This window comes from Dendronalium sp. ChiSLP03b (assembly GCF_034531165.2).
In the GTDB taxonomy this organism is placed as follows: Bacteria; Cyanobacteriota; Cyanobacteriia; order Cyanobacteriales; family Nostocaceae; genus Dendronalium; species Dendronalium minutum.
The window spans coordinates 41,630-54,736 of record NZ_JAVRBR020000092.1 but is presented as its reverse complement, the minus strand read 5'-3'; the positions used below and the strand labels follow the sequence as shown (position 1 = coordinate 54,736).

Sequence of the window (13,107 nt, the reverse complement as noted above, 5' to 3'; positions counted from 1 at the left end):
ATTTAAGGCAAATAACATGAGTAAATACTTACTTAATAATTTTCAAAAGTAACACTATATTATTCAACTATTAATTAGATAATAGACGTGTTTTATCTATTATACTTACGTAAGAAGGTAACTGAGGTTCACAAAGCCCTCAAAGAGCAAATGCCAAAGATAAATTGTGCAACCCTAGCGCTATATCTAAGCTTTGCTTAATATTAATATGCAAGATTTAAATAGTTAGAGGGATATTTTCAAAAAACAGTTATTCTACTCAATAAGTATAAACGTAACTTTTTGTTTAAAATGCCTTTAAATAAAATTAACAATTGCAAAGGGAATATTTTAGTAGTTGATGATACACCAGACAACTTGCGACTTTTATCAGCAATGTTGACGGCACAGGGTTTTGAAGTTCGCAAAGCTTTAAACGGTAAAATGGCATTGACTGCGTGCCAAATGGTTTTACCTGACTTAATTTTGCTAGATATTAATATGCCAGGGATGAATGGCTATGAAGTGTGTCAAAAATTAAAAGCCGATGACAAAACTTGCGAAGTTCCAGTAATTTTTATTAGCGCCCTAGATGATGTTGTGGATAAGGTAAAAGCTTTTGACGTTGGTGGGGTAGATTATATTACTAAACCTTTTCATGGTGCAGAAGTTCTATTACGAATTGAAAATCAAATAAATTTACGTTCACTGCAAATTACACTTCAAGAAAAAAATTTTTTATTACAAGAAGCTTTGGACAATTTAAAAGCAGCTCAAGTCCAACAGATTCAGAACGAAAAGATGGTGGCGCTAGGACAATTGGTAGCAGGGATTGCCCATGAAGTTAATAACCCAATTAGTTTTATCTATGGAAATCTCCAATATGCCAGTCAATATGTACGGGAATTAATTAATATCATCGAACTTTATCAACAGGAATATTCACAACCAACTCCCAAAATTCAAAAAATAGTTAACGATGTAGACTTGAATTTTGTGATTAATGACCTACAAGATTTGATGGGTGCGATGTATAGAGGAGCCGATCGCATTCGAGAAATCGTATTAGCACTGCAAAACTTCTCAAGGCATGACGAAGCTGAAATGAAAGCGGTAGATATTCATGAAGGCATCGACAATACTCTAGTTATGCTACAACATCGACTTAGGGAAACAGCCAATCGTCCAGCTATTGACATAGTGAAAGAATATCATGATTTGCCTCTAGTTACCTGTTATGCCAGTGAATTGAATCAAGTATTTATGCATATATTAAACAATGCTATTGATTCTTTGGAGAAAAGAGGGAGAGAACAAGACAAATCAGAGGCTCAGATCTCGACCATCGGAACTTTGGGAGAAATAGAGACAAATCAAAGGATTGGCTCCCAACTTAGTCAGAAAGATACCCTACGAGCAAGTTCTCGTAGCTTAGCAGCTTCTTATCAGACATCAGAACATCAAAATAAATGGAAACAGCCAATCCAAAACCTACGGATTCGGATTCGCACAGAGCTGACAGAGTTTAATACTGTGAACATAGCGATCGCTGATAATGGCATTGGCATACATGAGTCATTGCAGTCGCGTCTATTCGATCCATTCTTTACCACAAAACCTGTGGGCAAAGGCAGCGGACTAGGATTGTCCATTAGTCACCAGATTGTGGTGCAAAAACATCGAGGACAAATAACCTACTCTTCATCTTTGGGGCAAGGAGCAGAGTTTGCGATCGCAATTCCGATAAAACCACCTGCGTAGAGATGAGGAAGCAGTGCGTTGCGGTGAGCAGTCCGTTGTAGCAACTGCTATGGGGACAAGGAGGACAAAGAAAATAATTCCTGCCTCCTGCTTTCTAAATAAAATTTACAATTCTTAATATATAAATAACGATACATACCTTTCATCGGCAATGACGGAATCTTTGGCAATATAAGGCTCATAGCCGATCGTACCAGTAGGAGTCCAACTACTTATACAAAAAGATGAAGAAATCAGGACTTTTTTATCTAGTAAAGACTACTATTTTCAGTCGCATAAAAGCATAATAGAGAAGTGACTGATCTGTTCGCCCCTTTACAATCCTTGAAAGAAGGTCACTGGTTCAAGCTAATCTGCGGAGCCAGCTTCCAACATCTAGCTGCGGTCAGAAGTTTAACATTAGCCTACACTTTGGCGGGCGCTGACTGTATAGATGTGGCAGCTGATCCAGCTGTGATAGCAGCAGCCCAAGAAGCGTTGCAAGTGGCCAAGCATCTGGCTAGGGATGCCCAGGAGCGAGGCTTTGGCTGCAAAGGAAACTTGCCCTTTTTGATGGTCAGCTTGAACGATGGAGAAGACCCCCATTTTCGCAAAGCAGAATTTAATTCTACTGAGTGCCCCCCAGACTGCTCTAAACCCTGTGAAAGGATTTGTCCGGCACAAGCAATTGTATTTAGCCGTATAAAAGATGACTTTTCGGGAGTTGAATCCCAAAAGTGCTACGGCTGCGGTCGTTGTATACCAGTTTGCCCATATGATATAATTTATACAAAATCATACATGTCACCGCCAAGAGCGATCGCGCCATTGGTAATGTCAACCGGAGTAGATGCCGTAGAAATACATACAAAGGTAGGGCGTTTGGCAGAATTTCAGCGATTGTGGCAAGTAATTTCACAATGGGCTGAACATCTTAAGGTAGTAGCTATCAGCTGTCCTGATGGCGAGGGAATGATTGACTACCTCCACGCTATTTACGATCTAATTTCTCCACGTCCTACTGCTTTAATTTGGCAAACCGATGGTCGCCCCATGAGCGGTGACATTGGAGATGGCACTACTTTAGCAGCCGTGAAATTAGGACAAAAAGTTTTGGCAGCAAAGTTACCAGGATATGTGCAGTTAGCAGGTGGCACTAATAACTACACCATTGCTAAGTTAAAGGCAATGGGACTACTGAAGAGAGCAGGAAAAGAGGACACCGAGATACGGGGATACGGGGACGCGGGGAATACTTCCTCAAACTCCCTCGCCGCGTCGCCCTACCCTTCGGGAACGCTAAGAGCGAACGGGTTCGGAAGTTTGGATTCGACGGGAAGCGGAGCCACTCCGGTCTTGGGGTCTCCCCAAGTGGAGGAAGTGGCATCCAAGACTCCAACTTCCTCACCGCGTCTCCCAGCCTCTGCGTCATCTATTGCCGGGGTTGCTTACGGTAGCTACGCCCGTGTACTGCTGTCACCAATTCTCGATCGGTTAGAGAACAAGGAGGTGAGTAACACTAGTGTCAAGGCGACAGTCCGCCTAGAAGAAAACGAAGTATTACTTTGGCAAGCTGTAGAGCTCGCCTATTCTCTCGTTTCCCAGCTCAAGTCACAGCAGGAGCGCTAATCGCTCGTTCGTTATCTCTAAAAACGTCACAATAGAAAGCATGACGATTACAGACGATCTCCAAAAATTGTTAGATATTTTGCCCCAAGACCTGCGACAAGTACTAGAGAATCATCCCAAACGAGATAGTTTAGTTGAAGTGGTCTTGGATTTGGGTCGTCGCCCAGAGGCTCGCTTTCCCAATCAAGCTGAGTATCTGAGCGAAATACCCGTGAGTCAAGAACAGATAGATGATTGTATTCAGCGAGTTGGAACCTTTGGTGGAGATAATCGGGCAGGAATTGAGCAAACTTTGCATCGGATCAGTGCCATCCGCAACCGTACTGGCAAGATTATTGGTTTGACTTGCCGCGTTGGTCGCGCAATATTCGGCACAATTGGCATGATCCGTGATTTAGTAGAAACTGGTAAATCGATTCTCATGCTAGGTCGTCCGGGCGTGGGTAAAACAACCGCATTAAGAGAAATTGCCCGTGTTTTAGCTGATGAATTGAATAAACGTGTGGTGATTATCGACACATCTAACGAAATCGCTGGAGATGGTGATGTTGCCCACCCTGCTATTGGTCGTGCTAGGCGGATGCAAGTGGCTCATCCAGAACTTCAGCATCAGGTGATGATTGAAGCAGTAGAAAACCACATGCCAGAAGTCATTGTCATTGATGAAATTGGCACCGAACTGGAAGCTTTAGCTGCTCGTACCATTGCCGAACGGGGTGTGCAATTGGTAGGTACTGCCCACGGGAACCAGATTGAAAACTTGATTAAAAACCCCACGCTTTCTGATTTAGTTGGGGGTATCCAAGCTGTGACTCTGGGAGATGATGAAGCGAGACGGCGTGGCAGTCAAAAGACTGTTTTAGAACGCAAAGCTCCTCCGACCTTCGAGATTGCTGTGGAAATGTTAGAACGGCAACGCTGGGTAGTACACGAAAGTGTTGCTGACACCGTAGATAATCTACTGAGGGGTCGTCAGCCTAGCCCACAAACAAGAATCGTTGATGACCAGGGCAAAGTCTCGATTTCACGGCAGTTATCTGTAGTCAATGGTCGCGGTGGACACCTAGCAGTTGCAGATGAATCTGTGCCACCAGCACGGCAACCCAACGGTTGGCGATCGTCTGGACAAATGGTCGCACTGCCGCCATTGCCTGTAGAGCGGGAAAGAGTGACTGGACGCAGTGAGTTTGACCGCTTACTAGATGAGTCCTTCAATTACTCGGAAAGCATTGATTTTAATGCCACCAGACAAGCAGGACCAAATGGCGAAGATTTGCCCTTGCATATTTACCCCTATGGCGTTAGCCGTCACCAACTGGAACAGGTAATTAATGTACTGACTTTGCCTGTGGTATTGACAAAAGATATTGATAGTGCTGATGCAATTTTGGCATTGCGATCGCACGTCAAAAACCACGCCAAATTAAGACAAATGGCGAAAGCGCGTCATGTGCCCATCCACATGATTAAGTCCAGCACAATTCCGCAGATTACCCGTGGTTTAAGGCGTTTGCTGAACATTGATGACCCAGAGATAGCCGATGACCGAGAACTACAACTGTTTTTGCACAGCGGTAGCGATGATGAGATTGATGCCCTAGAAGAAGCCAGACTTGCTGTAGAGCAAATTGTCATTCCTAAAGGACAGCCAGTTGAGTTATTGCCTCGTTCTCCCCAAGTACGCAAAATGCAACATGAGTTAGTAGAACACTATCGACTCAAGTCGCACAGTTTTGGAGAAGAACCAAATCGGCGTTTGCGGATTTATCCAGCGTAACTTTGCCTCTATCCCCTCTTCTACTGCAAGGAGAGGGGAGTTAACGAGAGACACCCTGCTACCCTTGCTTGATGCCACGGATTAGCTGTTCTAATGGTTCAGGGTTCTGCTTCTGACGAAAATCAACCCACGCTAGGCTTTGAAGAAAAAGCGGAATTTTTGGTTCAACTTTACATGTTCCCAAAATAACAGGAATGACTCTGTAATTTTGCTGTACACACTTTTGAAGAAAGACTTCCTTCTCTCTGCTTTGCCAGGGGCCTATTCCATTTTCACCAATAAACACTGCTGCCGATCTAATCCTGTCACTTTCAATCTCTTCTTCCAAAACTTTTTGCCAGCTATCGCCAGGAATTACCTGTTCTTCATCCAACCAGACGGATATTCCACGTTTTCTCAGCTTTGCCGCAATTTCTTTGACTTCAGGTTTATCTTGACTGTTATGGCACAAAAAAACATCCATTTGGAAGCAAATTTCTTTTTTCTTAAGCTTCTCTTGTAATTTATTTTTCTGATTATTAGTAAACTTGCTCTTAAACTTAGATAATAGTTCAGATAAATCTTTGTATGGTCTATTATTTAGTATTTCATCAATCATGGGTTCTCTAATACGTGTACCCTTAAATGCCTGCTGTATTAAATCTTTTTTAGCTGTATTTATATTGATAGCAGATACGTATCTAGTTGCATTATTATCAATGTTTTTATTTTCTTGAGATAAGTCTAGTAAGTGAGGTTCTTGTAGAGTATCTATAAAAATAATATTATTAATTTCTAACTTCTTACGAAGGATGTCTGAGCATTCTGGAGCAAGAACGAAAGCTAAATCAGGCGGATCACCAGTTGCTTTGCTTATACTAAATTCAACGCTCTTCAATGATTGACATAGGTATTCAAAATGTTTACTTAATACCTCGTAATTTCTAGAGCTAGCATATGCACTAGCAACAACACGATTATCATGTTTTAATTGAAAATAGCAACTAAAATCATGGTCTATACTATTAGCTACATCTTGAAATACCGAGATTCTATATTGTTTTACTGAACTATCTAAATATTCTTTCCATCTTTGCTCACATTTCGATTGTAGTAAATTTAAAAATTGGTCGATGCTACCTTCATAGCATTTTTCTTTCACATCCTTAAAGTACTTTTCATGAATTACAAGAACCTTATAAGCATAATCTTTACAAAAGCCTCTTAAGTAGTTACTATCAGGTTCAATTTTTATATTATGAATTTCTTGCCATGCATCTTCAAAATGAGAATCTCCTCTGTATGCGCCTTCTATGCGTCTTGTAATTTTTGCTTTTATCTTCTCAAATTCCTCAAGACGACCTGCAACTAAGGTAATAAGTCCTTTTGGATGTATATGACTTTTTAAGACAGGATCGCTATTGATAAAGCTTTCTACATCCTCTGATATTCCTAAGAAAGCTTAGTCATAAAATCCTCTCGTATAGTCCTATTGAACTCTCTTGCAAATTTAGTTGTAATTTCGGTTTATTTTTTACCCAAAATGAAAATTATTGGGAGTTATAAACAGCTAATTTTGTATCTTACGGTACTTTATGCCTACACAGCTAAGAGAGCCTCTCTTTTCAAATTAAGATGAACAGAGAACTTGTACTAACAAACAAGCCTGTATTTTATTATACTAACACATTAGCAGGGATTTTTCCTCTTAACGGTAACTAAACTACACTTTTACGAAAGCAACTACGATCTCTGCGTTTAATTATGCGATCGCACGAAGATAATAGGTATAAATAATATGAAACCCTTGTTAGGGAAGGGTGTAGGGGTAGAATGTTGGGTATGGAGAAAAATAAATATAAATAAGTACGAACATTAATAAATTTCTTCCTCACTATACCCGACACCGCGCATCCAGTTATGTCAATGATTTGCGCTTAACGAGAATGCTATTTTTCTATTACTTGAGTTCTTTTTCTCAATTTTTAAGTACTTTTAATCCACGTATTGCCCCTCCTTTCCGATTCTCAGGCGCTCCCACCTTAGGAGGTTTAAAATTGGCTAGTTTTCTAAATAATTCTTTTCGTTGAACCATTTTTACCAGTTTCCTTTTATTTTTTGTGCAGTACAAATTTAATCAATGCCTTCTGTAGAGTTATCACAAGTGTTTCAAGAATTTATGCAAGTTGGCAAATAATTATGGAAAAACAAACTGCGTAGACACGCTAGCGGTAAGACAGCGCAACGTTTTTGGTACGGCAGAAACTGCGTTGCACCGATTTTCAAAGCACTCCGTTCGGTCGCCAGACTTGAAATGCTGTTGGCTTTAATGCTATAGTTTAGTATTCGGAAATTTATGATTTTCAATATCTAATTTTGTTATTCCTCCCAAAACAATTAGCCAAACTACTACTACAACCCAGTGAATTAAAACTACTACCCAAAACGAACCTGTAAGCACATATGCAACTGTACATAAAATTCCCAATAGTGCAGTTAAACCAAGAAAAACAGGATTAAAAAATGTTGGGTATCCAGCTTTAAAAAATGTTTTAGCATTTAATGGATGATAAATCAAAAATAATAATAAACTCAAATTTACCCACAATGACCATTGTAACCAGTTAGTATTTTCGATCGGATGAGGAAGTAAAAAAACTCGAAACAACAACTCTTCAACAATCGCAGGCAAAAATAAACAACGCAATATTAACAAGCATTTATCAATCCAAGTAGCTGACCAAATCTGTATTTGTATAAAGTCAAATTTAAAGCCAAAAGGTAGAGCAATTATACAATAAATTCCCAGCATCAAAATAATAACTAACCAATCTTGTAAGGTGGGAACTGCTAGGGATGCTAAAAAGCGATTGAGAATAATTGTTAGCGGTGAAATATTGGTAAACGGAATCTTGATTTGTCCGAAAAATATTGTTGGTGCAATAGGTGTAATATCAGGCTCCCAACCACCCACTTGATTGGTTCGCAATACTTGCATAGTTGCACCATGTTTTAAAAATATTGCGGCGAGGTCGTCGTGTACTTGTCTTGGCATCATTGTCCGCCATGTCGTCAAACCAGCCCAAATGCTACCATCTTTAAATGGTTGAGTTGTTTTTCCCATTCCTGTACCTGCGAGTATATCTGCTTGACTCTGCCAATCAGCACGAACTATTCCCAAGGGTGCTAATTGTTTTTCCAAAGATTGGCCTAATTTGACTAGCTGCTGAAAGCGCAATGTTTGTAGATGATTTGGGTTTGCGTTTAACCAAGTTTGAATTTGAGGAGTTGTAGCGACTTGGTTTTTAATCGCCAATATCGCAGCATACAGTGCTTGGCTGGAGTCTTGTACGCATGAAGTTGCAGGTGATACCATTGCACCACCAGTACCATCGCCAACGCGATAACGAGCCATTGTCACTTGTAATTGTTGTTGGAATTGGTCTAAAGGCGAAAGTTTAATACCATCAAAATCATAATCCTGTGTCACGGGGTCGAATTTGATGAGAATATCCGATACCGGACGTGTTGCGAGCCAGCCACGTTGTAAACTACCCATATAATCAGCCCATGTATGCGTTCCGGCAATAATTCCATCGGAGTTATGGGCATAAATTTGGTGGTATTTAGTCTCGAAGCGTAATTCGTTAGTAAACTCGTCACGAACAACTTCTGCGATTCCAAAAGCAAAATGTCCGGTGATAGTGTAAGGTACTCCCAGTGGCTCGGCTTTACGTCCCCCAATTCCACCGAACAGGTGCAGTAAGATAGCTCGATCGCCTTCTTGCCATTTTGATATAGATTGATAGGGTGAATTTAGTGTATTTGAATTTTGCGTATCTCTAAGTGTTAACAATACAGTATTGAATTTACCTTTGTTTTTCTCCGTATTTTGCCAATTTTCAGCTTTGATATAATTTAGTCCTAATTCTTTACCTGTAATGATTTGATTGGCTTGAATTTGAAAGAGAGAACGAGGTGCGATCGCGTCAACTACAAATACACCATTTACATCTTTAGCACCGTAAATATACCAACCCTCCTTACCAGCAGGTGATTTCTCGATTTGCTGCAAAGTTGAAGGGGCAAAATTCCGCGTGTCTCTTACTTGTTGGGGGATGCGAATAGTTTCTACAACACCATCAAACTTATTAGAGGTAGGATTATAATGCTGTACCAAAAAATAATCGCTATACTGTTTATGCTTTGTAAATGAAAGACTTTTAGAATCAGATTGAATTGGTTTAACTATTTTTACTAAACCATAAAACCTACCAGCCACTAAAATAGGTTCGCGTTCAATTTGTAAAATAGATTTTTCGCCACTTTTCGCAATGATTGTATGTGAATCTAAAGCAACAATTGTATTATCATCGGGATTTGCACCAGCCAAAGAACGTAATATCCCTACGTGACGAACCCCATTTAGTCGAAAAGGATGAATAATTCCTTGCTTTTGACTTTTAATAACTTCGGAAGTGAAATTTACATCTCGCGTTACAGCTTGAACGTAAGCAAGTAAATCCTTATTCTTCTTCCACTCTACACGCACCATATTTCCTACCAAATTTTCTGCTGTAGGTGGTGCATGTTGCACTTCCATCCACACCCAATCTAAATTATCTTGCAATTGCTGTTTTGTTGGTAAAATTAATCTTCCTACCCAGTCAGCAACAGGTTTATAAAGGTTTACAGGTGGAATTTGTCCAACGGGATAAAAACTAGGTTGATTAAAATCCTGGCGGATATGTATCGCATAATTGCTTTCGTACTGTCCTCGTTGCGGTTGTCTTGGGGAAAGTTGTAACACCGCAACTACTGCTATAAATGCTAGCAGCACAAATATTGTAAATTTTAGTCTTGCTTTTCGACTTAATCCACGCCAAATCAAGGGAGTATACCTTCTATTAAATCTTAAGGTGTGTTGCAAAAACTTAGTTTTTAACAATTCGATGTATAAATTAGAACTTATAATATATCTATTCTGAAGATGCGAACAATGTATTTAAATACTTGACTTACCTTAATTTATACTACTGATGTGCGAACCTAAAGTAACATGACCGCGCAGGATTATGATAACAGTTACAGCATTGCGATCGCTTGACGCAAAATAGAGCATTCCAGCTTTTATTTATAAATGACTTTCCTGATGATGTCGGTAACATTGAATCATAGGAATAGCTAAGTGGGAAATTGTATGTTCAGTCAATTACACAATTCCATTACCAGCCCTTCTTGGTGGCAACTAATAAATTGGATTGCCGATCCAATCGGATTTCAGCACAAATATAGCCAAAAGTATGGAGATATTTTTACCATGCGGCTAAGTGGGTTGGGATCTTATGTAATCATTGGCAACCCGCAAGCAATTCAGGAAATTTTCAGTCAAGATTCTAAATTTGATGTGGGCCGCGCCAATCGGCTTGCAGAGCCTCTCATCGGACAAAATTCTTTGATGTTGATGGACGGAGATCGTCATCGGCGAGAACGAAAATTATTAATGCCTTCTTTTCATGGGGAAAGACTACAAGCTTATGCTAAACAAATCTGCTTAATTACTGAAAATCTCACCAGCCAATGGCAAATTGGTGAAAGTTTTGTGGCTCGATCTGCCATGCAGAAAATTAGCTTAGAAGTAATTTTGCAAATTGTTTTTGGTTTGAGCGAAGGGAAACGCTATCAACAAATTAAACCCCTATTAACGGCTTGGCTGGATATGACAGATTCTCCCCTACGCTCCAGTATATTATTTTTGCAATTCTTACAAAAAGATTGGGGAGCGTGGACTCCTTGGGGAAAGATGAAACGCAGACAAAGGCATATGCACGAGCTGCTGCAAGCAGAAATTGAAGATAAAAGAATAAAAGCAGATGAGAAGCTTGGCAATGTTCTGAGCTTGATGATGGCAGTGCGGGATGAAGATGGGCAAGCAATGAGCAACGAAGAATTAACAGATGAACTGCTAACAATTTTATTTGCTGGACATGAAACGACTGCAACAACACTCGCCTGGGCTTTTTATCAGATTCATCAATATCCAGATGTGCTAGAAAAATTGCAGCAAGAACTAGATAGCTTAGGGGAAAATCCCAACCCAATGGAAATTGCTCAACTTCCCTATTTAACGGCAGTTTGTCAAGAAACTTTGCGGATGTATCCAGTCCTTCCAGTAATATTCCCACGCATCACCAAATCATCCATGAAGATTGCAGGCTACCAGTTTGATGCTGAAACCACCTTAATGCCGAGTATTTACCTAGTACATTATCGGGAAGACTTGTATCCCGATGCTCAGCAATTTAAACCAGAACGTTTTTTTGAGCGGCAGTATTCACCTTCTGAATACCTTCCTTTTGGTGGTGGAAGTCGGCGGTGTTTGGGATATGCCTTAGCTCAGTTAGAAATGAAATTAGTCCTAGCAACGCTTTTATCCAAGTATCAGCTTGCCTTAGTAGAGGAGAAACCTATAAAATTACAACGTCGTGGGTTTACGCTTGCTCCCACGGGTGGGGTGCGGATGGTGGTAACTGGAAAACGGTAAAAAGCTATCTTAATAAATCGATTCACAATCAGCTAGGGGACAATGGACGAAAAGAAAAATACCCCCATCTATTTGTGGGGGTAAGCAAATCGTTAGTGAGTTTTAGATGTAGAATCCGATAATTCAGGTTCGATATAAATCTTTCCGTATATGTGGCTATCCTAGCACTTATAAATTTGAGTGTTAAGAGCGATCGCTAACTCTTGAAAATAGCTTCACAACAACTAAACAAGCTGCTATTTGATTGATTGTTCAACTAAACCTGAAACTGTGACAAAGTAATCTACAGTCCCTAACCAAGGCAGTCCTAGCATTTGGTATGGCTGAAAATGTAAACTTTCTAAACCTGCATATTTAACCAAGTGAGTCAAAAAATGTAAAGAACCAGTCAGCAAATCAGTGCCATTGGGTTTTGTAATGTTCTCCCAGTCTAATTTTGGTTGCAATCTCACTAGGTTCTTCACTGATTGAAATAAATCCGAGGCAGGAGTATATAACCTAATAAAGGTAGATACACGACGAATCTCAGCCTCTATCAAACCTGGATTCTGAAGTTTATTACCTTCAATAATTCCGCCAAAACGTTTTTTGATAAATGTCTTAATATGCTCGGAATACTCAGTAGTATGATATTCAGCGCTCGCAGTTGAAATAGCAGTTTGGGAACTAGAGTTAATCATATTGCCAACTCAGTAAGCAGCAATGTTTGCAGTATAATCAGAGTCACTGGCTAATTTATTCAGTATTTCTTGAAGATTAATTTCAGAAGTTTTCTCAAATTTAGAGCGATAAAAAATAATAGCTGAACCAATATCTCCAGCCTATGAGGTATGGTCACCTGTCCAACTGGTTAAATCAGACTTATTGAATCCTGATTGATTGATTTGGTCTGAAAGTGCAGCTATCAAATGAGCCAAGTCAGTCATTTTACCACTTAAAATTACTTCCCGATCGGCTTTCCCTGGAATTCACCTTCAATATATTTTTGGTTATACTCTGTTGCTAAACTCCATAACCTAGTTGTGTATTCTAACTTAGTAGAACCGCGCAGCTTGTTAGCAATTTCATAGGCAGATTGACCATAATTTTCACTTTCAATTTTTTCAATGAACCGCAATTCTCTTTTAACTCAGACATAAATTTAGCAATTTGAGTTATTCTTGTATACCTTTTACACAATTATTTAAGTATAAAAACGCAAATAAACATAATTATGTAAGTAGATCGGCGCAAATAAATATAATATGTTCTGTCATTGCAAACGAAGTGAAGCAATTGCAAAGACTGAGATTGCTACTCTGCGAGAAGGCTCTGCTACGTCGTTCCTCCTCTCTACGAGACGCTACGCGAACGCAATGACATCTTACATTTAATTATGTCTACCTACTTAAAGAAAAATGAACTAAGTTCAAATCCTCTTCCTTCCTGCTTTATGCCAATGATTGAGTTTTATTTAGCT

Annotated in this window: 8 protein-coding genes; 4 read left to right on the top strand and 4 right to left on the bottom strand. The window is 39.7% G+C overall.

Going from position 1 to position 13,107, the window contains the following annotated elements:
- Positions 1–291 precede the first annotated feature (291 nt).
- From RMY31_RS21610 to RMY31_RS21600, 3 genes are all read left to right on the top strand, one after another.
- Complete coding sequence (locus tag RMY31_RS21610) at positions 292–1,740, top strand: response regulator (protein WP_322658720.1); 1,449 nt, start codon at positions 292–294, stop codon at positions 1,738–1,740.
- 294 nt (positions 1,741–2,034) lie between these two features.
- The gene (gene ldpA, locus RMY31_RS21605; protein WP_322658721.1) at positions 2,035–3,348 is read left to right on the top strand and encodes a circadian clock protein LdpA; all 1,314 of its coding nucleotides are present in this window, start codon (positions 2,035–2,037) and stop codon (positions 3,346–3,348) included.
- A 40-nt stretch (positions 3,349–3,388) separates the two neighbouring features.
- Positions 3,389–5,125, top strand: a complete 1,737-nt coding sequence (locus RMY31_RS21600) for a R3H domain-containing nucleic acid-binding protein (protein WP_322658722.1) — start codon at positions 3,389–3,391, stop codon at positions 5,123–5,125.
- Between the two features lie 58 nt (positions 5,126–5,183).
- Here the strand turns inward: RMY31_RS21600 and RMY31_RS21595 are convergent, their stop codons facing one another.
- Positions 5,184–6,266 (bottom strand): toll/interleukin-1 receptor domain-containing protein, encoded by a 1,083-nt coding sequence (locus RMY31_RS21595; RefSeq protein ID WP_322658723.1) that lies wholly within the window; start codon positions 6,264–6,266, stop codon positions 5,184–5,186.
- 1,170 nt (positions 6,267–7,436) lie between these two features.
- On the bottom strand, positions 7,437–9,995 hold the full coding sequence (locus tag RMY31_RS21590; RefSeq protein ID WP_322658724.1) for a type II CAAX prenyl endopeptidase Rce1 family protein: 2,559 nt from the start codon (positions 9,993–9,995) through the stop codon (positions 7,437–7,439).
- A gap of 309 nt (positions 9,996–10,304) precedes the next feature.
- Here RMY31_RS21590 and RMY31_RS21585 point away from each other — a divergent pair, with 309 nt between their 5' ends.
- Positions 10,305–11,648 carry a cytochrome P450 gene (locus tag RMY31_RS21585; RefSeq protein WP_322658725.1) on the top strand — a complete coding sequence of 448 codons (1,344 nt, stop codon included), beginning with the start codon at positions 10,305–10,307 and terminating at the stop codon, positions 11,646–11,648.
- 236 nt (positions 11,649–11,884) lie between these two features.
- Here RMY31_RS21585 and RMY31_RS21580 read toward each other — a convergent pair whose 3' ends face one another.
- The gene (locus tag RMY31_RS21580; protein ID WP_322658726.1) at positions 11,885–12,328 is read right to left on the bottom strand and encodes a hypothetical protein; all 444 of its coding nucleotides are present in this window, start codon (positions 12,326–12,328) and stop codon (positions 11,885–11,887) included.
- Positions 12,329–12,588: 260 nt separating this feature from the next.
- Positions 12,589–12,765, bottom strand: coding sequence for a hypothetical protein (locus tag RMY31_RS21575; protein ID WP_322658727.1), 177 nt, complete (start codon positions 12,763–12,765; stop codon positions 12,589–12,591).
- Positions 12,766–13,107: the final 342 nt, after the last annotated feature.

Excerpts from the sequence above, each read along its gene's own strand:
- RMY31_RS21610 (WP_322658720.1), top strand. The coding sequence starts at position 292 with ATGCCTTTAAATAAAATTAACAATTGCAAAGGGAATATTTTAGTAGTT.
- RMY31_RS21600 (WP_322658722.1), top strand. The coding sequence starts at position 3,389 with ATGACGATTACAGACGATCTCCAAAAATTGTTAGATATTTTGCCCCAA.
- RMY31_RS21585 (WP_322658725.1), top strand. The coding sequence starts at position 10,305 with ATGTTCAGTCAATTACACAATTCCATTACCAGCCCTTCTTGGTGGCAA.
- RMY31_RS21580 (WP_322658726.1), bottom strand. The coding sequence starts at position 12,328 with ATGATTAACTCTAGTTCCCAAACTGCTATTTCAACTGCGAGCGCTGAA.